The organism is Curtobacterium sp. MCLR17_055, assembly GCF_003234305.1.
Classification (GTDB): domain Bacteria; phylum Actinomycetota; class Actinomycetes; order Actinomycetales; family Microbacteriaceae; genus Curtobacterium; species Curtobacterium flaccumfaciens.
Window position 1 is genome coordinate 91,882 of the sequence record NZ_QKSX01000004.1, and the last position, 21,556, is coordinate 113,437.

The 21,556-nt window shown below is 71.3% G+C and carries 16 protein-coding genes and 1 other RNA gene; 8 read left to right on the top strand and 9 right to left on the bottom strand.

Going from position 1 to position 21,556, the window contains the following annotated elements:
• Window position 1 precedes the first annotated feature (1 nt).
• From DEJ09_RS05065 to DEJ09_RS05095, 7 genes are all read left to right on the top strand, one after another.
• Window positions 2–997: a Gfo/Idh/MocA family oxidoreductase gene (locus tag DEJ09_RS05065; protein WP_111087810.1), complete on the top strand. Its 996-nt coding sequence runs from the start codon at window positions 2–4 to the stop codon at window positions 995–997.
• A gap of 45 nt (window positions 998–1,042) precedes the next feature.
• Window positions 1,043–2,152: a peptide chain release factor 2 gene (gene prfB, locus DEJ09_RS05070; RefSeq protein ID WP_110863996.1), complete on the top strand. Its 1,110-nt coding sequence runs from the start codon at window positions 1,043–1,045 to the stop codon at window positions 2,150–2,152.
• A gap of 61 nt (window positions 2,153–2,213) precedes the next feature.
• On the top strand, window positions 2,214–2,969 hold the full coding sequence (gene ftsE / locus DEJ09_RS05075; RefSeq protein WP_017888215.1) for a cell division ATP-binding protein FtsE: 756 nt from the start codon (window positions 2,214–2,216) through the stop codon (window positions 2,967–2,969).
• Window positions 2,966–3,880 carry a permease-like cell division protein FtsX gene (ftsX, locus tag DEJ09_RS05080; RefSeq protein ID WP_027465852.1) on the top strand — a complete coding sequence of 305 codons (915 nt, stop codon included), beginning with the start codon at window positions 2,966–2,968 and terminating at the stop codon, window positions 3,878–3,880. Before ftsE ends, ftsX begins: the two co-directional genes overlap by 4 nt.
• A 130-nt stretch (window positions 3,881–4,010) precedes the next feature.
• Window positions 4,011–4,487 carry an SsrA-binding protein SmpB gene (gene smpB / locus DEJ09_RS05085; RefSeq protein WP_027465851.1) on the top strand — a complete coding sequence of 159 codons (477 nt, stop codon included), beginning with the start codon at window positions 4,011–4,013 and terminating at the stop codon, window positions 4,485–4,487.
• 95 nt (window positions 4,488–4,582) lie between these two features.
• Window positions 4,583–4,959, top strand: a transfer-messenger RNA (tmRNA) gene (gene ssrA, locus DEJ09_RS05090).
• Window positions 4,960–5,120: 161 nt separating this feature from the next.
• On the top strand, window positions 5,121–6,008 hold the full coding sequence (locus DEJ09_RS05095; protein WP_111087811.1) for a hypothetical protein: 888 nt from the start codon (window positions 5,121–5,123) through the stop codon (window positions 6,006–6,008).
• A 16-nt stretch (window positions 6,009–6,024) separates the two neighbouring features.
• Here DEJ09_RS05095 and DEJ09_RS05100 read toward each other — a convergent pair whose 3' ends face one another.
• The 5 genes from DEJ09_RS05100 to DEJ09_RS05120 all read right to left on the bottom strand — a co-directional run bounded on the left by DEJ09_RS05100 (window position 6,025) and on the right by DEJ09_RS05120 (window position 14,609).
• Window positions 6,025–7,341, bottom strand: a complete 1,317-nt coding sequence (locus tag DEJ09_RS05100; RefSeq protein ID WP_111087812.1) for an LLM class flavin-dependent oxidoreductase — start codon at window positions 7,339–7,341, stop codon at window positions 6,025–6,027.
• Entirely contained in the window at window positions 7,342–8,727 is a 1,386-nt protein-coding gene (locus DEJ09_RS05105) for an O-acetylhomoserine aminocarboxypropyltransferase/cysteine synthase family protein (protein WP_111087813.1), read from the bottom strand. It lies immediately after the preceding gene.
• An 88-nt stretch (window positions 8,728–8,815) separates the two neighbouring features.
• Complete coding sequence (locus DEJ09_RS05110) at window positions 8,816–9,529, bottom strand: M50 family metallopeptidase (protein WP_181433267.1); 714 nt, start codon at window positions 9,527–9,529, stop codon at window positions 8,816–8,818.
• Between the two features lie 163 nt (window positions 9,530–9,692).
• Entirely contained in the window at window positions 9,693–11,507 is a 1,815-nt protein-coding gene (gene glmS, locus DEJ09_RS05115) for a glutamine--fructose-6-phosphate transaminase (isomerizing) (RefSeq protein WP_071406356.1), read from the bottom strand.
• Window positions 11,508–11,909: 402 nt separating this feature from the next.
• Window positions 11,910–14,609: a LuxR family transcriptional regulator gene (locus tag DEJ09_RS05120; RefSeq protein WP_111087815.1), complete on the bottom strand. Its 2,700-nt coding sequence runs from the start codon at window positions 14,607–14,609 to the stop codon at window positions 11,910–11,912.
• 525 nt (window positions 14,610–15,134) lie between these two features.
• On the opposite strand from DEJ09_RS05120, the gene DEJ09_RS05125 reads away from it, so the two are divergent.
• Entirely contained in the window at window positions 15,135–16,721 is a 1,587-nt protein-coding gene (locus DEJ09_RS05125) for an MFS transporter (protein WP_258373792.1), read from the top strand.
• Window positions 16,722–16,739: 18 nt separating this feature from the next.
• Here the strand turns inward: DEJ09_RS05125 and DEJ09_RS05130 are convergent, their stop codons facing one another.
• From DEJ09_RS05130 to aroA, 4 genes are all read right to left on the bottom strand, one after another.
• Window positions 16,740–17,528 (bottom strand): inositol monophosphatase family protein, encoded by a 789-nt coding sequence (locus DEJ09_RS05130; RefSeq protein ID WP_084741405.1) that lies wholly within the window; start codon window positions 17,526–17,528, stop codon window positions 16,740–16,742.
• A gap of 19 nt (window positions 17,529–17,547) precedes the next feature.
• A complete protein-coding gene (locus DEJ09_RS05135; protein WP_146245672.1) occupies window positions 17,548–18,720 on the bottom strand; it encodes a hypothetical protein in 1,173 nt (390 codons plus the stop codon).
• A 367-nt stretch (window positions 18,721–19,087) separates the two neighbouring features.
• Complete coding sequence (gene rsgA, locus DEJ09_RS05140) at window positions 19,088–20,134, bottom strand: ribosome small subunit-dependent GTPase A (protein ID WP_111087816.1); 1,047 nt, start codon at window positions 20,132–20,134, stop codon at window positions 19,088–19,090.
• A gap of 3 nt (window positions 20,135–20,137) precedes the next feature.
• Window positions 20,138–21,523: a 3-phosphoshikimate 1-carboxyvinyltransferase gene (gene aroA, locus DEJ09_RS05145; protein ID WP_111087817.1), complete on the bottom strand. Its 1,386-nt coding sequence runs from the start codon at window positions 21,521–21,523 to the stop codon at window positions 20,138–20,140.
• Window positions 21,524–21,556: the final 33 nt, after the last annotated feature.

The window sequence follows — 21,556 nt, forward strand, 5'->3', positions numbered from 1 at the left end:
CATGACGCAACGCTTCGCACTCGTCGGTGCCGGCTTCATCGGCGCCGTGCACGCCGCGTCCCTCGCAGCGCACCCCGACGTCGAGTTCGTGGGGATCCACGACGTCGACCGTGACCGCGCTGCATCGCTGGCGGCACGGCACGGCACGCGGGCGCTCACCCAGGACGAGGCGTTCGATGCGGCGCAGGTCGACGCGGTCTTCGTCGCTTCCTCCACCGACACCCACGCGCAGCACCTGCACGCTGCCGCCGACGCCGGGATCGCCGTGCTCTGCGAGAAACCCATCGCTGCCGGGTACGCCGACGCGGTCGCGGTGGTGGAGCACGTGCGTGCCAGCGGCGTGCCGGCGATGCTCGACTTCAACCGGCGGTGGGACCGTGACCACGCCGAGCTGCAACGGATCGTCGCCACGGGGGAGATCGGTGCGGTCGAACTCGTCCAGCTCAGCTCCCGCGGCCCGTCCCTGCCGCCGCTCGACTACCTGCGGGTCTCCGGCGGCCAGCTCCGCGACCAGACCGTGCACTTCTTCGACCTCGTGCGGTGGATCACCGGCGAGGACCCGGTGACGGTCGCGGTGGCGGGTTCGGCGCTCGTCGACCCGGCCATCCGCGAGTTCGGCGACGTGGACACATCGGTCACGACCCTCACGATGCCCTCCGGCGCGCTCGTGCAGATCGACAGCGTGCGGCGCACCGGCTACGGCTACGACGAGCGCATCGAGGTCATGGGATCGTCCGGACTCGTCGAGTCGCGGCGGAACCACCGCGGGAACGTCGCTCGTTACACCGATGGGCAGATCGTCGCGGACGGACTCCACGACGGCTGGTTCGAGCGTGTGCAGCCCACCTACGCCGCGACGCTCGCCGCCTTCGTCGCGTCGCTCGAGTCCGGATCCGAGCCGCCGGTCTCCCTGGAGGACGGGCTCAGGGCCCAGGCCATCGCCGAGGCGGCCACTCGTGCCCTGTCGTCGGGACGGACGGAGCACATCGACTACTGACCCCCGGTCGGCCGAGTCGGACTCGCGCCGGTAGGATCGATGACCATGGTCGAACTGGACTTCACCGAGCAGCTCTCCGCCCTTCGCGAGACCTTCGGCAACATCCGCTCGGTGGTCGACGTCGACCGCCTGCAGCGTGAGATCGCCGACCTCAGCGAGCAGGCCGGGGCCCAGGACCTCTGGGACGACGTCGACCACGCGCAGCAGGTGACGAGCGCGCTCTCGCACCGCCAGTCGGAGCTGAAGAAGATCACCGACACCGAGCAGCGCATCGACGACCTCGAGGTGCTGGTCGAGATGGCGAACGAGGGCGACGACCAGGAGTCCGCCGACGAAGCGCTCGCCGAGCTCAAGGCGATCCAGAAGATGATCGGCGACTTCGAGGTGCAGACGCTCCTCGACGGCGAGTACGACGACCGTCCGGCGGTCATCACGATCCGCGCCGGCGCGGGTGGCGTCGACGCGGCGGACTTCGCCGAGATGCTCCTCCGTATGTACCTCCGGTACGCCGAGCAGCACAACTACAAGACCACCGTGATGGACACCTCGTACGCCGAAGAGGCGGGCATCAAGTCCGCGACGTTCGAGATCGACGCCCCGCACGCGTTCGGCACGCTGTCGGTCGAGGCCGGCACCCACCGCCTGGTCCGGATGTCGCCGTTCGGTGCCGCCGGCAAGCGCCAGACGTCCTTCGCCGCGGTCGAGGTCATCCCGCTCATGCCGGAGACCGCCGTCATCGACATCCCCGAGAACGACATCCGCGTCGACGTGTTCCGCTCGTCGGGCCCCGGCGGCCAGTCCGTCAACACGACCGACTCCGCGGTGCGCCTGACGCACATCCCGACCGGCACCGTCGTCTCGATGCAGAACGAGAAGTCGCAGATCCAGAACCGTGCGGCCGCCATGCGCGTGCTGCAGTCGCGCCTGCTCCTCCTGAAGAAGGAAGAGGAGAACGCGAAGAAGAAGGAACTCGCCGGCAACATCACGGCGAGCTGGGGCGACCAGATCCGCTCCTACGTCCTGGCGCCGTACCAGATGGTCAAGGACCTCCGGACGGAGCACGAGGTGAACAACCCCTCAGCCGTGTTCGACGGCGATCTGGACGGCTTCATCAACGCGGGCATCCGCTGGCGCAAGCAATCCGCTGCTGAGTAGGGGTTCCTGAGCCGCGCGCCTCGCTTGCTTTCCAAGCGGGGCGACCTACCCTGATCCGGTCATGATCAAATTCGACCAGGTCACCAAGGTCTACTCGGGCAACCCGAGTCCGGCGCTCGACAACCTCACCCTCGAGATCCTCAAGGGCGAGTTCGTGTTCCTCGTGGGCGCGTCCGGTTCCGGCAAGTCCAGCTTCCTGCGCCTCGTGCTCAAGGAGGAGAAGCCCACGAGCGGGCAGATCCACGTGCTCGGGCAGCGCCTCGGGTCCCTGGCGTCGCGGAAGGTCCCGTACTTCCGCCGCAACCTCGGGGTGGTCTTCCAGGACTTCCGTCTGCTGCCGAACAAGAACGTGTTCGACAACGTGGCGTTCTCGCTGCAGGTCATCGGCAAGAGCAAGGGCTTCATCAGCGAGGCCGTGACCGACGTGCTGAAGCTCGTCGGGCTCGCCGGCAAGGCCACTCGCATGCCGCACGAACTCTCCGGTGGTGAGCAGCAGCGTGTGGCCATCGCCCGCGCCGTCGTGAACAAGCCGGCGATCCTGCTGGCCGACGAGCCCACCGGAAACCTGGACCCCACGACGTCCGCCGGCATCATGGCGCTCCTCGAACGCATCAACCAGGGAGGCACCACCGTGCTGATGGCGACGCACGACGCCAGCATCGTGAACCAGATGCAGCGGCGGGTCATCGAGCTCTCGAACGGCACCGTCCTGCGCGACGAACAGTCCGGCGGCTACCAGACCCAGGCCGTCCCGATCCAGCGAGGCACCGTGTCCAACACCACCGGCATCCAGACGATCCCGGGGCTCATCCGATGAGGCTCGGGCTCGTCATGTCCGAGGTCGGCTCGGGCCTGCGGCGCAATGCGTCGATGGTCGTCTCCGTCGTCCTCGTGACCTTCATCTCCCTGACCTTCGTCGGCACGGCGATCCTGCTCCAGATGCAGATCAACCAGATGAAGGGGTACTGGTACGACCGGGCGCAGGTCGCCGTCTACCTGTGCACCGACACCGACACCACGGGCAACTGCACCGGCGCGAAGGCCACCGCCGACCAGCGCGAGCAGGTCCAGGCGCAGCTCGACTCGTCGACGCTCAAGCCGTACATCGAGAAGACCTACTACGAGAACCAGGACCAGGCCTTCACCCGGTTCAAGGAGCAGTTCAAGGACTCGGCCGCGACGGAGTTCGTCAAGCCGGAGTACCTGAACGAGACCTTCTGGGTGAACCTGAAGAACCCGTCGCAGGCAGACGTCCTGGTCGAGAGCCTGTCGAAGGTCGCCGGCGTGCAGAGCGTCGTCGATCAACGCGGGTACCTGCAGCCGATCTTCAACCTGCTCAACGCGTCGTCGTACACGGCGATCGGCATCGCGGCGCTCATGCTCGTGGCGGCGGTGCTGCTCATCGCGACGACGATCCGCCTGTCGGCGTTCAGTCGACGGCGAGAGCTCGGCATCATGCGGCTCGTCGGTGCATCGAACCGGTTCATCCAGACACCGTTCGTGCTCGAGGGGGTGATCGCCGCCGCCATCGGAGCCGTCCTGGCCGGAGGTGCGATCACCGCCGTGGTCTGGTTCTTCGTCCGGAACTTCCTGGCGGAGCGCTTCACCGGCACGGCGTTCATCGGCATGGGGGACGCGGCCATCGTGGTCCCCGCGGTGATCGTGATCGGGGTGCTCCTCGCCGCGGCGTCGGCGTCGATCGCCATCCGCCGGTACCTGAAGGTCTGACGTACACAGCATCCGCGAGCGGGCGGCGCGCCGGGAAGGTGCGCCGCCCGCTTCGTGTTGACTAGTCTGTAGGGCTGCGCGGAACCACCCGAGCAGCGCACTGCACCGGTCACCATCGAGAGGAGTCGTCATGGCGAAGGAACGCGGGGAGAAGATCGTCGCGACGAACCGTCGCGCCCGGCACGACTACCTCATCGAGGACACGTACGAAGCGGGCATGGTCCTGTCCGGCACCGAGGTGAAGTCCCTGCGGATGGGGCGCGCGTCCCTGGTCGACGGGTACGCCTACATCGACGGTGGCGAAGCGTGGATCGACGCCGTGCACATCCCGGAGTACACCGAGGGCACGTGGAACAACCACTCGCCGCGGCGGAAGCGCAAGCTGCTCCTGCACAAGCAGCAGATCGTCAAGATCTCGCACAAGACGGCCCAGGGCGGCTACACCCTCGTGCCGCTGCAGATCTACTTCCACGACGGTCGGGCCAAGATCGAGATCGCCGTGGCGAAGGGCAAGCGCGAGTTCGACAAGCGCCAGGCCCTGCGCGAGAAGACCGACAAGCGTGAGGCCGAGCGGGCCATGCGCACCCGGAACCGCGTCGGAGAGTAGCGCCGACGCACCTCCTCGGCTAGACTGAGGGACTGCTCCGACAGGGGCATTGGCAACTCAACAGCGTGACAGCGGCTCGCACGTCCGGCCCGCATGGGGATGATCGGTTTCGACATTGCCTGTGTGCCGACGGGAAGCGGGCCGAGGACCCACGGTTATCTCGTAAACGATCCGTGGAAAACAACAAGTGCCAATTCCAAGCGCACTGACTTCGCTCTCGCTGCGTAAGCAGCCCAGCACATGAAGTCCGTCGGCCAGGTGACCGTCTTCTAACCTGATCCCGACGTCATCCAGAGGACTTGCTGCACGGTTGCGCCTCAGGGCCGTGCGGGACTTGCACTGAGACTGGGCCCGTCGTCCTAGAAGCCGGTAGCAAAGGACGGGGCCGAGCAGAACGAACTATCCGGATACGCCCGTAGAAGACGTCGAATTGCAGCGATGGACGGGGGTTCGATTCCCCCCATCTCCACCATTCGCCGAACGACGACCGCTGTCACGCTGCGCCACCTGAACGCCCCGACACCGTCCCCTGGACAGTGCCGGGGCGTTCGCTGTTCCGCCACGTCCGAGGACTACGCTCCGGAGCAGGCGCGCAGAACACGCTCGCGTCGAACCCGAACGAGAGGTCAGCACGTGGTGCAGGAGATCGCGATCCGTGTCCGTCTGTGGGAGCAGGAACGAGTGGTGCTCAGCGAGTACGAGCGGATCGTGGGCTCCGTCGCCACGGTCGCCGCTCTCGCCGCATGGCTGCCGAACCCCGACACCCGTCTGGTCGTTCGCGGCCGCGGCGCGGAGCCGGTTCGCCTCGAGACCGTCACCTACGGCTCGGTGGTCGAGATGCTCGTCGTGCTCGACCAGCGCTCCGCCGGAGTCGAGCGTGCCGCAGCCGCCATCGCCGCGCTCATCGAGTCGGTCCGCCACGAGCACGTCGCCGACGACGTCTCCGGGGTCGCCGGAGAACTCGATCGACTCGACCGCGCTGCCCCGCGCGGACGCTCCGCCGTGGAACGCGCGCTGCGCACGTTCCTCGAGGGGGCACGGTCCGACGTCCTCGAGCGGAAGACGACCACCCGGGTCCGGACCGCGCAGGCGCTGCTCCGACTCGCCGAGGCGGACGCGGTCCTGACGGTCGAGCGGGTCGCCGACGCCCTGGCACCGGTGCTCGAGGAGCACGCGGTCGACGTCGAGCTGGACACCGGCTCGGCCGTGGTCGTCGAGCCGATCGACGGGGTGGAGTCGCCGGAGACCGAGGCTGCGTCCGCCGACACCGACGCCGACGCCGACGCCTCGCAGGCGGAGCCGGAGGCCGCGTCGACAGTCCTGCCGCTGCCGACGGGTGCGAGCAAGGCGAAGTCGAAGAAGGACGACGACAAGAAGAAGTCCAAGAAGGTCGACGACGGCAAGAAGAAGTCCAAGAAGGTCGACGACGGCAAGAAGAAGTCCAAGAAGGACGACGACGCGAAGAAGAAGTCCAAGAAGGACGACGACGCGAAGAAGAAGTCCAAGAAGAAGAAGAAGTAGCTCGCAGCCGCCCCCGCTAGAAGTCGAACAGGTTCGCCCGGATACCTCCGGCGCCGTACTCCCGTCGCAGGAGCCCTCGGCGCCGGAGCACCGGCACCAGGTCGCCGAACATCCGGTGGATCTGCGCCGGGTGCAGGTCGCCCGAGAAGATGATCCCGTCGTTGTCGGCGTCGCTGCCGAGCTCCTCGATGAAGTCCGCGAACTCGTCCGCCGTCCCGACGAACCCGGACCGCGATCCCGACCCCGGCGCGATCCGCCCCTGCCGCGCCTTGCGGGTGAGCAGCTCCCGCAGCGGTGCGTCCGGGGTGTCCCCGAGCAGCCCGCGGATCGTGCCGGCCGAGACGTGCTCCCCGAAGGTCCCGTCGGGCACCGGGGCGTCCAGGTCGAGTGCGAGCAGGTCGGTCTCGGAGTCGCTCGACCACGCGATCGCCGCCGCACGCAGCGCGTCGTCGGTGGGGTGTTCGGACGCCGCGACGATGCGGTCGGCCTCCTCCGGTGAGGACACGATCACGGGCTTGAGCACGAACAGGATCCGCAGGTCCGCGGTGGACCGCCCTGCGGCCTCGGCTGCCGCGATCACCCGGGCGCGGTAGTCCGTCACCGCGGCGGCGGACAGCGGCGCGAGTGCGAGCTGCACGTCCGAGTGGGTGCCGGCGAACGCGAGCCCTCGGCCCGAGCCGCCGGGGGAGACGACCACGGGGTCCGACGCCAGCGGCAGCGCGTTGAGCGGACCGTCGGCGGTGAAGTGGGCGCCCTCGTGGTGGAACGCGTCGAGCGCGTCGCCGTCCGCGAAGTGCCACGAGTCCGGTGCGCCGACGTACGCGTCGCCCCACGAGTGCCAGAGCCGGCGGAGCAGCGTGATCCACTCCTCGGCGCGGTCGTACGCCTGGTCGTGCGGCAGCGGCGGCAGGCCGGCGTGGCGTGCGCTGCCGACGTCGGTGACGACGTTGATGCCCAGCCGGTCCGAGGACAGGTGCGCCAGGGTCGCGAACTGCCGTGCCGCCAGGTACGGCGGGGTGATCCCCGCGTTGACGGTCGGCGCGATGCCGATGTGCGAGGTGGCGGCGAACAGGTACGGGGCGAGCAGCAGCGGGTCGTGCTTCGGGCCGCCGTACGCCTGCCGGATGCGCAGGTCGAGGGTGGCGGGGGAGCCGAGCGAGACGGCGTCCTCGGCGATGACCAGGTCCATGCCGGCCTGCTCGAGCGTCCGGACGGACTGCTGGTACAGGTCCGGCTTCGTCCAGTCGTGGCCCCAGTCCCAGTCGGACCGGCCCCAGGCCTGCGGGCCGAAGCCGCGTGAGAAGAAGTACCCGAAGTGCTGCAGCTCGGCCATTCAGCGCTCCTGCCGGTCGAGGGCCGGCCCACCGACTGCCGTGCGGTGCGCGTCGGACGCTCCACGTGCCTCCAGGCCGGCGGCGGCGTCTGCGGACCGCACCGCGACGAGCCCGCGTTCCAGGTCGCGGAGCAGGTCCGCGACGTCCTCGATGCCGACCGACAGCCGGATCAGGCCGTCGTCGATGCCCTGCTCGGCTCGCTCCTCCGGCGTGCGGCCGGCATGCGTGGTGGTGGCCGGGTGCAGGATCAGCGAGCGGACGTCGCCCAGGTGGGTCATCCGGCTGAACAGCTGCACGGCGTCGATGAACGCCCGCGCGGCGGCTTCGCCACCGGCGAGCGTGAAGGCGAAGACGGACCCGGCCCCGCGGGGCAGGTAGCGCTGGGCGAGGTCGTGGAACGGACTGGAGGCCAGGCCCGCGTGGTCGACGCTCGTCACCTCCGGCTGCTGGTCCAGCCAGGACGCGACGGCCAGCGCGTTCGCGCAGTGGCGTTCCACCCGCAGTGACAGCGTCTCGATGCCCTGGCGGAGCAGGAACGCGTTGAACGGCGACGGCGCCGGGCCGATGCGTGCGGCGACGACGTCGCGGGCGAACACGGCGAAGGCCCGGTTGCCGTACCGGTCGACGTAGCTCTCGCCGCCGAGGGACCGTTCGGGGCTGGTCAGGTGGGTCCAGCGCTCGGGGGCGGCGGACCAGTCGAAGCGGCCGCCGTCGACGACCACGCCGCCGAGTCCGGCGCCGTGCCCGGAGAGGAACTTCGACGCCGAGTGCACGACGATGTCCGCACCGTGCTCGACCGGGCGCACCAGGTACGGCGTGGCGAGGGTGTTGTCGACGATCAGCGGGACGCCGGCGCGGTGTGCGGTCTCGGCGACGCCGGTGATGTCGAGGACGTCGTTCTTCGGGTTCGGGATCGTCTCGGCGAAGAACGCCTTCGTGTTCGGTCGGACCGCGGCGGCCCAGGCGTCGAGGTCACGGGCATCGGTGACGAAGTCGACCTCGATGCCGAGCCGGCCGAGGTTCTGCAGCAGCAGCCCGCGCGTGCCCTCGTAGATGCTCCGGGCGCTGACGACGTGGTCGCCGGCCTGCAGCAGGCCGAGGAACGCCACGGTCGCCGCCGCCTGACCGCTGCCGACCAGGATCGCCTGGACACCGCGTTCGAGCAACGCCACGCGACGCTCGACGTCCGCGTTCGTGGGGTTGCCGAGGCGCGTGTAGGTGTAGCCGTCATCGGTGTCGGCGAAGCGGTCGCGGGCCTGGTCGAAGTCGTCGAACAGGAACCCGGAGGACATGTGGATCGCGGGGACCCGGGCGCCGTGCCCGGCGTCGGGCACGAAGCCGCCGTGTACCTGCTCGGTCGCGAAGCCGTGGTCGTCGGTCGCCATGGGACACCTCCGGGGGTCGTCTCGCGGTAGCCTCGCAGCCGCCCGGCGCGGACAGGCGATTGCGGCCCCCGGTTACGCGCGCACAGCCTCAGACGAGCGCGCGGACCCCGGCGACGACGGTGTCCCAGACCTGGAGCAGCGGCTCGCGCGCCAGCCACACCGCGACGGCGTTCACGGCGACGAACAGCACGAACCACAGGGACGCCGGCACCCGCATCTCGGCCGCGGCGATGTGGAAGTCGGTCTGCACCCGGGCGCCGGTGACCAGCCAGCGGCCGACCTGCACCACCGAGCGCAGGCCGTCGACGACGAAGAACGCCCCGACGGCGGCGACCACCAGGACGGTCGCCTCGGACGGGCGGACGGCCACCCACAGGGCGAGCGCGTCGAAGCCGAGCACGACGAGCAGGCCGAACCAGTTCCGGACGAACGCCAGCGCGACGAGCCCGATGACCGCGAGCACCACCACGGGCAGCCAGCGGGAGCCGTGCAGCACCCCGGTCACCAGGAGCACCCCCGCCCAGAGGGGTGCGCTGTACCCGGCGTACAGGTTCAGGATCCGGACGAGCCACCGGATGCCGCCGGGCACCCGGCCGAGCTGGACCCAGGCCTCGCCGGACCCGTCCGGGTGCAGCTCGATCCGCTGGATCCGCCCGCCGAACGGCACGACGACGATCGCGTGCCCGACCTCGTGCGCGATGGTCGCGGCGATGCGGGCCACGCGGCCGACGAACGGCACGAACGGCAGGACGGCGCCGACGAGGAGCGCGACGAAGACGAGGGGCGGGGCTGCGGTGGTCAAGTGACCAGCATCGCAGCCCCGCCCAGGAAGACCCTGCGGGATCGGCGTCAGGAGAGCCCGGGCGTCGTCAGCACCACCGTGACCAGGACCACGGTGCCGGCGATGGCCAGGGCGGTGAGGACGGCGAGGAAGACCGTCAGGCGGTTCACGCGTCGGCGCCCGGCTATTCGACCGTCACCGACTTCGCCAGGTTCCGGGGCTTGTCGACGTCGCACCCGAGCTGCAGGGCGAGTTCGCGGGCCAGCATCTGCAGCGGCACGACGGCCTCGAGCGGACCCCACGGCGCGGTCATCGCACCCCAGGCCAGGTCGCCGGTGCCACGGCGGCCGAGCGCGGGGATGTCCGCCGACTCGCCGCCGATCGTGATGACGAAGCCACCGCGTGCCCGGACCTCGGCGATCGCCGACTGGATCTTCGGCTCACCGTGGTCGATGACGACCACCGGGGTGCCGTCGTCCACCAGCGCGAGCGGCCCGTGCTTGAGTTCGCCGGCGGGGTAGGCCTCGGCCCAGCGGTAGCTGAGCTCCTTGAGCTTCAGGGCGCCCTCGGCGGCGTACGGCAGTCCGGCGCCGCGGCCGAGGAACAGGAAGCCGGTCGCCTCCTTGACGCTCGACACCAGCAGCGGCATCCGCTCGGCGGACACCCGCGCGGCGTGCTCGATCCGTGCCGGCAGGTCGAGCAGTTCGTCGACGAGCACCTGCGCGCGCGACGGTTCGATGCGGCCGGAGGCCACCATCGCGGAGATCATCGCCGCGACGCCGACGACGACCTGCGCCGTGAACGTCTTCGTGGCGGCGACCCCGATCTCCGGGCCGGCGTGGCAGTCCAGCACGGCGTCCGCTCGTCGGGCGAGCGAGGAGTGCATGTTGTTCGTCAGCGCGAGCACCGGGTGGCGGTCCTCGAACCGGTCCAGGGCACGGAGCACGTCCGCGGTCTCACCGGACTGGCTGATCGCGACGACCAGGGTGCCCGGACCGAGCACGGCCTGGTCGGCCTCGCTCGCGACGACGATGTCGGTCGGCACCCCACCGATCCCACGCAGTGCGGTCGCGATCACCTGGCCCGCGTTCAGCGACGTGCCGCAGGCGACGATCGCCAGCCGGTGGAAGCCGGCCAGGCCGAGGCCCACCCACATGCTGCCGTCGGCGGTGCGGCGGGTCACCCGGTCCAGGATCGTCGCGACGACGTCGGCCTGCTCGTCGATCTCCTTCGCCATGTGGTCGGTGTGGTCGCCGAGGTCGAGCGCTGCGGCGGCGAACGGGGACGGCGTGGGGAACGGCACGGGCACCGTGATGCCGTCGGACGACCAGGTCCAGGCCTCACCGAGCTCGACGACGTCGCCGTCGCGCAGCGCCACGAACGTCTCGCACCACTCGGCGATCGCGCCGATGTCGCTCGCCACGAAGTCACCGCGGCCGGAGCGTGCGACGACGAGCGGCGAACGGTCCGCCGCCACGACCATGCGGCCGTCCCGGGCGTCCAGGACCACGATCGCCCACGAGCCCTCGAGCTGCGCCGTCGCGATCTGCACCGCGAGCATCAGGTCCGGGTCGACCGCCAGCGCCCGCTCGACCAGGTGCGCGATGACCTCGGAGTCGACGTCGGACCGGAAGCGGTGACCCTGCGCCTCGAGCGTCTGGCGCAGCCGGTCCGCGTTCTCGACGATGCCGTTGTGCACGATCGAGATCCGGCCGGTGCAGTCGGCGTGCGGGTGCGCGTTCGCCTCGCGCACGGCACCGTGCGTGGCCCAGCGGGTGTGACCGATGCCGACGCCGGTGAGCGCGTCACCGGAGCGTGCCGCGACGAGCGTGCGCAGGTCGCCGACGCGGGAGACCGAGCGGATCGTCTCGGTGCGGCCGACGGCCGTCCGGACGGCGATGCCGGCGGAGTCGTACCCGCGGTACTCGAGTCGTTCGAGTCCGTCGAGCAGGTAGGGGGTCGCGTCGTCAGACACGCGGGCCGCGATGATGCCGCACATCGGCTGTCCCTTCGGGGGAACGAGAGTGGTGGAACGGGGAGGTGGAACTGGTGCGGCACCGACCGCCGTCGGGTCTGCCGCGCGTCCGGGGCCTCCCGGCCCGGGAACCGACGCCCGTCCTCGGATCAGGCGAGGACGGACGTCGGTGTCGTTGGGCCGAGGGGTTCGGGTACCGGACGGGGTACCGCGGGCTGGCCCCCGGGGGAGGGGCACGGCGGTCGGTGCAGGAGAAGCCTCACCCGCCGCCGACCACACGGCAACACCCGTCGGACGCTCTTGCGGTTCCCCGCGTGCGGGGGCACACCGCGCTGCGGTCGCGTGCGGACTCCCGCAACCGCGCGCAGACAGGAGGCCCGGTACCAGCTGGTACCGGGCCTCCTGTCCGTCCTGTGGTGGCGTCTCCTACGTGAGGAGCGCGACCAGGTGCGATCGCGACCGCGCGCCGACCTTGCGGTAGATCTGCGTGAGCCGCAGCTCCACCGTGCGCTGCGACATGAACAGCGACGACGCGATCTCGCGGTTGCGGTAGCCCTCGGTGACCTTCTGCACCACCGCACGCTCCTCGGCGGTCAGCGACGTGAGCACCGCCGACGCGTCGGGAGCGCTGCGCGGCGTCCCGGGGAACGCCGGCGAGAGCACCGGTGCGGACCGGATCGACGACGAGTCCGTGCCGAACTGCGGCATCGCCGCAGCCGGCGCCGGCGTCACGAGCGGTCGACGCAGGCCGGCCGCCTCGTACGCCGCCGCGGCCGCCGCGCCGAGACGCGGCCGTTCCGCCGGGTTGCCGACCGCGGCCAGCGCCGCGAACGTGCGAGCCCGCTCGTACTGCGAGTCGTGCGGCTGGAACAGCTCCAGCGCCCGGCGACGGGCCGGCTCGCGGGTGGTGTCGTCGGCGACGAGCGCGAGACTCCGCGCCAGCACCAGGGCACCCCAGCGCCCCGGACGGGCGTGGTGGTCCGCCGCCAGGCGGGCCGTGATCGTCCGCGCGTCGTCGATCCGTCCGAGGCGCACGTACGCCTCGACCAGGTCGCCGAGGTGCCGGAGCACCGCGGGGTTCCGGAGCGACCGACCGATGGCGTCGGCGGCCTCGAGCGCGGTGGCTGCCTCGTCGAGTCGACCGTCGAGCAGCAGGACCTTGCCGCGGAGCGCGTGCAGCTTCGCCGTCGCACCCCAGAGCCGACTCGTCGAACGGTGCTCGAGGCACCGGTCCACGACGTCGAGCGCCTCGGCGGAACGGCCCTCGGCGAAGTGCCGCCACGCGACGGCGATCGCCCGGGAGGGCTCACGCAACCGCTCGGCGACGGACGAACCGGACTCCCACACGTCGATCGCGCGGAGCGCCTGCCGGAAGTTGCCGGAGCGCACCTCGTTCTCGGACGTCAGGTAGCGGGCCGCCTCGGTCCACACCGCCGCGGTCTCCGGCCCCCGGGCGAGCACGAGTGCGAACACCCGTCGCGCGCTCCGGTAGCGCTCGCCGATGCTCAGCGCGTGGGCGAGGAGCAGCAGGGCCGGGTCAGACATCGCCACGAGCTCCGACGTCGCGAGCCCGTCGTGCAGCTCGGTGTCGGGCGGCAGCACGCCGTCCACGGCGGCGATGAGCTCCCGCGCGGTCGTCGCGATCTCGAGGGTGTGCGCGGACGCCGACCCCTCGAGCGGTTCGATCCGGTGCAGCAGGTCCTTGGCCTGGTCGAGCTCCCACGCCTCGGCACGGAAGCAGGCCACCATGGCCATCAGCCCGGCGACGGCGTCCACCTCGGCCGGGTCGGTCGCGTCGACGGGGACGAGCAGCTCGTCCGCGTGCACGGCGTCACCGCTGAGGTACTCGGCCGAGTACTGCAGCCGGAGCCGACGGACCTCGTTCGGCGTCGTCCGGAACGGACGGAGCGCCGCGAGGTACCGCGCGGCGAAGCCGAGCAGGCGCTTGCCGAGCATGGCCTCCGCGACCCCGAGGAGCGCGACGTGCTCGTCCTCGGTCCCGCCACCGATGTGCAGGGCACGTTCGGTCAGCGCGATCGCGGCGTGCACGTTGCCGTCCACGACGTACGACCGTGCGGCCCGGAGCAGTGCGACCACGTCGGGGACGTCGTCGACGAAGCTCCGGTGCCACGCGGCCGACCGCGGGTCGTTCTCCGCGCTCGCCGTGGCCAGCTCGGCGTGTGCCGCACGACGGTCACGGGCGGGCATCCGCCAGTAGAGCGCGGAACGCACGAGCGGGTGCCGGACGGTGACGCTCTGCCCGCGGACGGTCGCGAGACCGGCTCCGACCAGGTCGTCCAGCTCGTCCCGGTCCCACGCCGTGGTCTTCGCGACGGGCACCAGGGCGAGCTTCGCGAGGACGTCCAGATCGCGTCCCGCGGCGGGCCCGAGTGCGAGTGCCGCGATGGCCTCGGTCGTCGGAGTGGGTCGGAGCGGGAGCACGATCGGCTCCGCGCCGGTGAGCTGCTCCCGGGTGAGCACCGCGAGCTGTTCGCGGAGCGCGCCGGGGTTGCCACCGGTCTCCTCGGCGAGGACGGCGAGGACGCCGTCGTTCGCCTCGGCCGGTGCCATGGCCCGGGCGAGGACCAGGGCCTCGTCCGAGGGCAGCGGTTCGATGCGCAGGGTCGGCAGGGCCGCGAGCGGCCCGTCCGACGGCACCGAGCGGACCGTCGCCACGACACGCAGGGCGGTGCCCGCGAGTCGTCCGGCGAGGAACGCGATGAGTTCCTGGCTCTCCGAGTCCATCCGGTCGAGGTCGTCGATGAGGACGAGCGTCGGCGGGAGGGTCAGGGCGTGCACGGCGTCGAGGAAGTCGTGCGCCGCCGCCAGCCCGGCCGTCACGGCGGCCGCGGTCCCGCCTGCCTGCAGCAGGTGGGCGATGTGTGCGGTCGCTCGAGGGTCGTCGAGCGCGGTGAACAGGGAGGTCACCCCGGCCAGTGGCCAGCGGGATTCACTCCCGTTGACACCGACCCGGACGACGGGGAGGGAAACGCGGTTCGAGACCGCGTCGAGGACGCTGCTGCGTCCGGAACCAGGGTCGCCGACCACGACCATCGCGGACTCCCGTGGGAGCACTGCGAGGGTCGCGATCCGGTCGACCTCGAGACGTCGACCGGTGAGTGCCATGACTCACCGGCCTCCGGGTCCGGAGGCGGATGCTGCGAGGAGGGCGTCGGCGAACACGGGGGGCGCTGCGACGGGGCGCACGGAGGCGGACCGGACTGCTGCACGGCGGGTGACCGTGGCGGAGTGCGGACGAGCGGCGGCGACTGAGCGCGCGCCGGAACTGTCGTGGATTGGATGCGGTCGACGAGTGTGGGTGCACTCGGTTCCGCTCGGGAACGATGATGTCATCGTCTGTATCACCCCTCGGGTTAGGGTCTTCGGACGAACACGACCGGTCTGTTCCGCCGTCCGGATCTAGGGAATCCGAGAGCGTCACGTGACCTGCCGTCTGGAGCACGATAACTCAGGTACCGGCCCGCCGAGCGGACTCCGGCTCGCAGATGTCCAGAACGGTGCCCCCAGTACGGGGGGCCACGAGGTGGGTGTGGCACCCGCCCTCTGCACCCCGATCCGGGTCCGCCTGACGGAACCGGGGTACAGCTCTGTCCGGACCTCGTTCGTCCTCGCAGGTGTAGCCAGGACGGGATGTCCAACGCCGAACCGACCGACGCCCGCCTCGATGACCGCACCCGGTGGCGGGCCTTCGCCGTGTGCGTGGCGGTCGCAGCCCTGACGATCCTCGACCTGTCCAAGGTGAACGTCGGGCTGCCCTCGATCGAGCAGTCCCTCGGGGCCACCAGCTCGTCGCTCCAGCTCATCGTGGCGGGGTACGCGCTGGCGTTCGGCCTCGCCCTGGTGCCCGCGGGTCGGCTCGGGGACCTGAAGAGCCGGCGCGTCATGTTCATCGTGGGGCTCAGTGCGTTCACCGGATCGAGCCTGCTGTGCGCCGTCGCACCGAACATCGAGGTCCTGATCGTCACGCGGATCCTGCAGGGCTTCGCCGCCGGGATCCAGATGCCCCAGGTCATCGGACTGGTGCAGCAGCTGTTCCGCGGACCGGAGCGAGGCCGCGCGTTCGGGCTGTTCGGGGCGATGATCGGCATCTCCACGGCCCTCGGGCCGACCATCGGCGGTGGCCTCATCGCGATCGGCGGCGAGGAGTCCGGCTGGCGGCTGCTGTTCTGGATGAACGTGCCCCTCGGGATCGCCGCGCTGTTGTTCGCCGTGCGCCTGCTGCCGAAGGGTGCCCAGGGGAAGGCGCAGGACCGTGAACTGGACGTCGTCGGCATCCTGCTGCTCGGCGCGGCGATCATCACCCTGATGCTGCCGTTCGTGCTCACCAGCGGTGGTGGTGGTTCCGCGACCCGCTGGTTCTGGCTGGTCGGCTTCGCGGTGTTCCTCGTGCTGTTCGTGCTCTGGGAGCAGCGGTTCAAGCGGCAGGGCAAGTCGCCCGTGGTGCACTTCGAACTGTTCCGGCTGTCGTCGTACCGCAACGGGCTGTCGATCGTGGCCGTCTACTTCGCGGCGCTGCCGGCGTCGTTCCTCATGGTCACGCTGTACCTGCAGGAGGGCCTCGGGCTCTCGCCCCTGTTCGCCGGCATGGTGAGCATCCCCTTCGCCGCGACGAGTGCCGTCGGCTCGTACATCGGCGGACGGATCGTCGACCGGGTCGGGCGGGCGCTGGTCGTCGCCGGGCTCGGGATGGTCGTCGTCGGCTTCCTGCTGCTCATGGTCGCCGCCGTCGCCACCCCGCCGGAGGTCACCCCGTGGGCGATGGCGGGCGCGTTCCTGGTGGGTGGACTCGGTGGCGGGTTCGTGGTGTCGCCGAACCAGACCCTGACCCTGGCCGAGATCCCCGTCGAGCAGTCCGGGGTGGCGGGGTCGATGCAGCAGCTCGGGCAGCGTGTCGGTACCGCGATCGGCACCGCCGTCGCCACGAGCATCTTCTACGGGATCGTTCGGAGCGAAGCAGCGGGGTCGGGATCTGGTGGGTCCGGAAGTCGTCTTGACGCGTACCACGACGCGTTCCGCAGTGGCACGACGTTCACGGTGTCGCTGATTGCGCTGGCGCTCGTGCTGGCCGGTGCGGACCTGGTGGCGCGTCGGCGGGCGGCGCGGCGGTCGGGCGGTGACGCCGAGCACCCTGGCACGGCTGCGGGGTCCGCCGAGCGCACCGGGGCGAGCGGATCCGCCGAGCGGACCGGGGCGTCCGGATCCGCCGAGCGGGGCTGACCTGCCCGCCGACCGTGCCTAGGAGTCGCGGCGGATGACCTCGACGACGGCGTCGTGCACCAGGCCGTTCGAGGCGAGCGCGCTACCGTGCCACGGCCCGGGATCGCCGTCGAGTGAGGTGAAGCGGCCGCCGGCCTCTTCGACGATGGGGACCAGGGCTGCGATGTCCCACGGCTTCAGGTCCGGTTCGCCGGCGACGTCGAGGACGCCCTCGGCCACCATCATGTACGACCACATGTCGCCGTAGGCCCGGGTGCGCCAGACCCGACGCGACAGGTCGACGAGCGGCTCGAGGCGGTCGTCGTCGTCCCACTGCTGGATGCTGTTGTAGCTCAGGCTCACGTCGGCGAGCTCGGACACCCCGGAGACCCGGAGCGGTCCGTCCAGCGAGAACGCGCCGGAACCCTCGGCCGCCCACCAGCGCTTGCCGAGGGCGGGAGCGCTGACGACGCCGAGCACCGGGCGGCCGTCGACCGCGAGCGCGATGAGGGTCGCCCACACCGGCACGCCGCGCAGGTAGTTGGCGGTGCCGTCGATCGGGTCGACCACCCACTGGCGGTGTCCTTCGCTGACGGCCTCGGCCCCGGTGTCCGCCGTCGTCTCCTCGCCGAGGAACGCGTCGTCCGGTCGCTCGGCGGCGAGTCGCTCGCGCAGGGCCCGTTCGACGGCCTGGTCGGCGTCGGTGACGTGCGTGCTGTCGGCCTTCTTCGTCACGTGCAGGTCGGCGGCACGGAAGCGCTCGAGGCTGATCGCGTCGGCGGTGTCGGCGAGGGAGCGGGCGAAGTCCAGGTCGGCGCTGAGGTCCACGTCGCCCAACCTACCGTCGCTACGCGGCGACGACCTCTTCCTCCTCGAGCCGGGTGACCTCGCGCTCCCGGGCGATGCGGGTCCGGCGGGCGACGAGCCCGTGCACGACGACGCAGAGCAGGAGCGCGGCGGCCAGCCAGAGGGCGAGCACGAGCGACGACCGGCCGAGCGACGCGTCCGGGAAGTACTGCAGGTCCTGAGCGGCCTGCAGCCATGCCGCACCGCTCCAGAAGGTGTGCAGGGCGGCGAAGAACCCGGGCTGGAACGCCGGCTGGAAGATCCCGCCGGACGACGTGAAGTTCAGCATCACGAACAGCATCGTGAGGATCGGGGTGGTCCACCGGCCGAGCACGGGGTGCAGCCCGACGCCGAGCGCGACGATGATCGCGTCGTAGAGCCAGGCGAACAGGAACACCTGCCAGTGATGGGTGGTGATGACGCCGTAGATCGGTCCGGCGACGATCACGCCGATGCCGGCGACGACCCCCGCTGTGGCGAGCCCGATGACCGCGGTCCACACGGCACGGAGTTTCGTCGCGACCGAGGCCACGGCGATCGCGGACGCGTACCCGCCGACGCTCAGGGCCACGAGCAGGAAGAACAGCCCCTGGCCGGTGGTGTCCTGGTCGCCCGTGGGCACGACGTCGACGACCCGGAACGGCACGTGCTGGTCGTAGGCGATCGGCAGGAACACCTTCTGCGCGGCGCTCGCGGTGGTCTCCGACGCGGCGGTCGAGACGTAGAGCGTGGCACCCGTCGCCGTCGGTGCGTACACGGCGGCGAGGTCGCGGTCGCGCACCTGCTGCTCGGCCGCCTTCGTCGATGCGACGACGTGGGCCACGAGGGCACCGTCGGACTGGTCGGTCACGGTCTGGGCGAACACCTGGGTGGCCGCACCCTGGCCGACGATGCCGACGGGCAGTTCCTGCGGGGCCGGGGCGTGGAAGGCGCCGAGGTAGGCCAGGCCCATGCCGGCGGCCAGGAACAGCGGCACGAGGATGTGCGAGGCGAACGTCAGCAGCACGCGACCGAGGCCGGCGGGGCGCAGGACGCTGTCGGACCGCTGCGGCTTCGGGGCTCGCGGAGACTTGTGGGTGGGGGAGTGGTGCGCGTGCGACGTCGTCGTCGTGCTCGGGGACGGGGCGTCGACAGCGGGGGTCGGCGCAAAGTTGTACTTTGCAACTTCAGACACGACCGCAACTGTACAACCCCGATGCGCGCTTGTCGACGCCGGCCCGCTGCCGAGGCATCGTCCCGTGCGAGGTTGCCCACTCCGTGCGAGGCCCGCGAGCCCGCACGGAGTGCTCGACCTCGCACCGTTCAACCGCCCCTCGCACGGTGCGAGGTCTGCGCCGTGCGAGGGGCGCGGGAACCGGAGTGGTCACGACTCACCGCGCGCCGGCGCTCGAGCGGTCACGAACTGTCGAGTGCCGCCTCGCCAGCCGACAGTTCGTGACCACTCGACGCACACACCGCGGGGTGTCGTGACCAGCCGCCGACCAACCGCCGACCAGCGCCGGCCGGCGACGACCAGCCGCCGGCCGGCACCGCCCGACGCGCTACTCGGAACCGGGGTCGGACGCACCCATGCCGGTCAGCAGCGCCCGGAACGAGTCGAGCCGCTCGACGCCGGTCGGCCCGAGCTCCCCGTCCTGCACCCGGTCGACGATCTCCCAGTCGTGCGCCTGCGCCAACGGGATGCCGTCCCGCGCGGGCCGCACCGGCACGGCGTGCGACGCGAACGCCCGGAACACGTTCGCGGGGTCGACGTGCCCCAGGCCGAACGACCGCACACCCGGCGTGTCGATGATCCACCCGCCGTCGCGGACCTGCAGCGCGATCGACGACGACGACGTGTGCCGCCCGCGACCGGTCACGGAGTTCACGACGCCGATCGCGCGCGTCGACCCGGTCAGGGCGTTCACCAGCGTCGACTTGCCCACACCGGAGTGCCCGACGGTCACGGTCACCTTGTCGTCGAGCAGCTCGTGCAGCGCCTCGAACGGGACGTCGTCCGATCGGCTCGTCACGATCCGCAGATCCAGGCACGCGAAGTGCGCCAGGAACGCAGCCGAGTCGGCGAGGTCGGTCTTCGTGATGCAGAGGATCGGGTCGAGGCCGGCGTCGAACGCGGCCACCAGGTACCGGTCGATCAGGCGGGTGCGCGGCTCGGGGTCGGCGGCGGCCACCACGATGAGCATCTGGTCGGCGTTCGCCACGATGACGCGCTCGACCTCGTCGGAGTCGTCGGCACTCCGTCGCAGCAGGGTGGTGCGCTCGGCGACCTTCACGATGCGCGCGAGCGACCCGGGGTCGCCCGAGACGTCCCCGACGAGCGACACGTGGTCGCCCGTGACGACGGACTTCTTGCCGAGCTCGCGGGCCTTCGTCGCGGTGATGACGTGGTCGTCGATCAGCACGCCGAACCGCCCGCGGTCGACGTTCGTCACCCAGCCGACGGGGGCGTCGTCGTACGTCGGACGGGTCTTCGTGCGCGGTCGGTTGCCCTTCGGGTTCGGACGCACCCGGACGCTCGACTCGTCGTACTGCCCGTACGGCTCGTCCGCGTCGGAGTCGTCACCGTCGGCGTCGTCCCACCAGCTCATGCGTCAGTCCCCACTCACCGGTGCAGCGGTCACCGAGGACGCCACGAGCGCGGCCCACAGCTCCGGGAACTGCGGCAGCGTCTTCGCGGTCGACCCGATGTCGTCGACGGCGACGCCGTCGACGACGAGGCCCACGATCGCCCCCGCGGTCGCCATCCGGTGGTCGTCGTACGCGCCCCAGGCGCTGCCGTGGAGCGGCGCCGGCTCGATCCGCAGGCCGTCGTCGAGTTCGTGCGCCGCGCCTCCAGACCGGTTGAGGTCCGCCGCCAGCGCGGCCAGGCGGTCCGTCTCGTGCCCTCGCAGGTGGCCGATGCCGGTGATCTCGCTCGGGCCGTCCGCCAGCGCGGCCAGCGCGACGAGCGCCGGGGCGAGTTCGCCGCCGCGGCTCAGGTCGAGTTCGAGACCCGGCAAGGAGGCCCCACCCCGGATCCCGACGCCGCCGTCGACGACCAGGTCGTCACCGTCACGGGCCACGCTCGCCCCCCACAGGGGCAGGAGCGTCTCGAGGTCGGCGCCGACCTGCGTCGTCTCGGTGGGCCAGGTGCGGATGCGGACCGTGCCGCCGGCGACGAGCGCGGCGACCGCGAACGGCGCCGCGTTCGACAGGTCGGGCTCGATCGTGACGTCACGCGCGCCGATCGGGCCGGGGTGCACGACCCACTCGCCGACCGACGGCTCGTCGACGCGGACGCCGCGGGCACGGAGCGCCGCGACGGTCATCTCGATGTGCGGCAGGCTCGGCAGGCGCTCGCCGACGTGGGTGAGGTGCAGGCCCTCGTCGAAGCGGGGGGCCGACAGCAGCAGGCCGGAGACGAACTGCGAGGACGCCGACGCGTCGATGGTCAGGGCACCACCGCGGACCGAGCCGGTGCCGGTGAACGAGAACGGCATCGAACCGCCGCCGTCGTCCGTGACGTCGACACCGAGGTCGACGAGTCCCTGCACGATGGCGTGCATCGGGCGCTTGCGGGCGTAGGGGTCGCCGTCGACCGTGACGGGCCCGACGGCCAGGGCGGCGAGCGGCGGCAGGAAGCGCATCACGGTGCCGGCCAGCCCGCAGTCCAGGCGGACGTCGCCGTGCATCGGGGCGGGCGTGATCCGGAGGTCCGGGCCGTAGGGGTTCAGGGCGGTGCCGGCTGCCGGCTCGAGCTCCTCGATGCCGACGCCGAGCGCACGGAGGCCCGCGATCATCAGCGCCGAGTCACGGGAGTGCAGCGGGAGCCGGATCGTCGAGGGGCCGTCCGCGAGGGCCGCGAGCACGAGCTCCCGGTTCGTCAGCGACTTCGACCCGGGCAGCGCGACGTCGCCGCGCAGCGGACCCCCTGCGACCGGGGCGATCCAGGGGTCGGCGGGCTGGGCCCCGCTGTGGGAATGCGTCGTGTCTGCCATCGGTTCACCAGGGTACTGAACGCACCGGGAGGA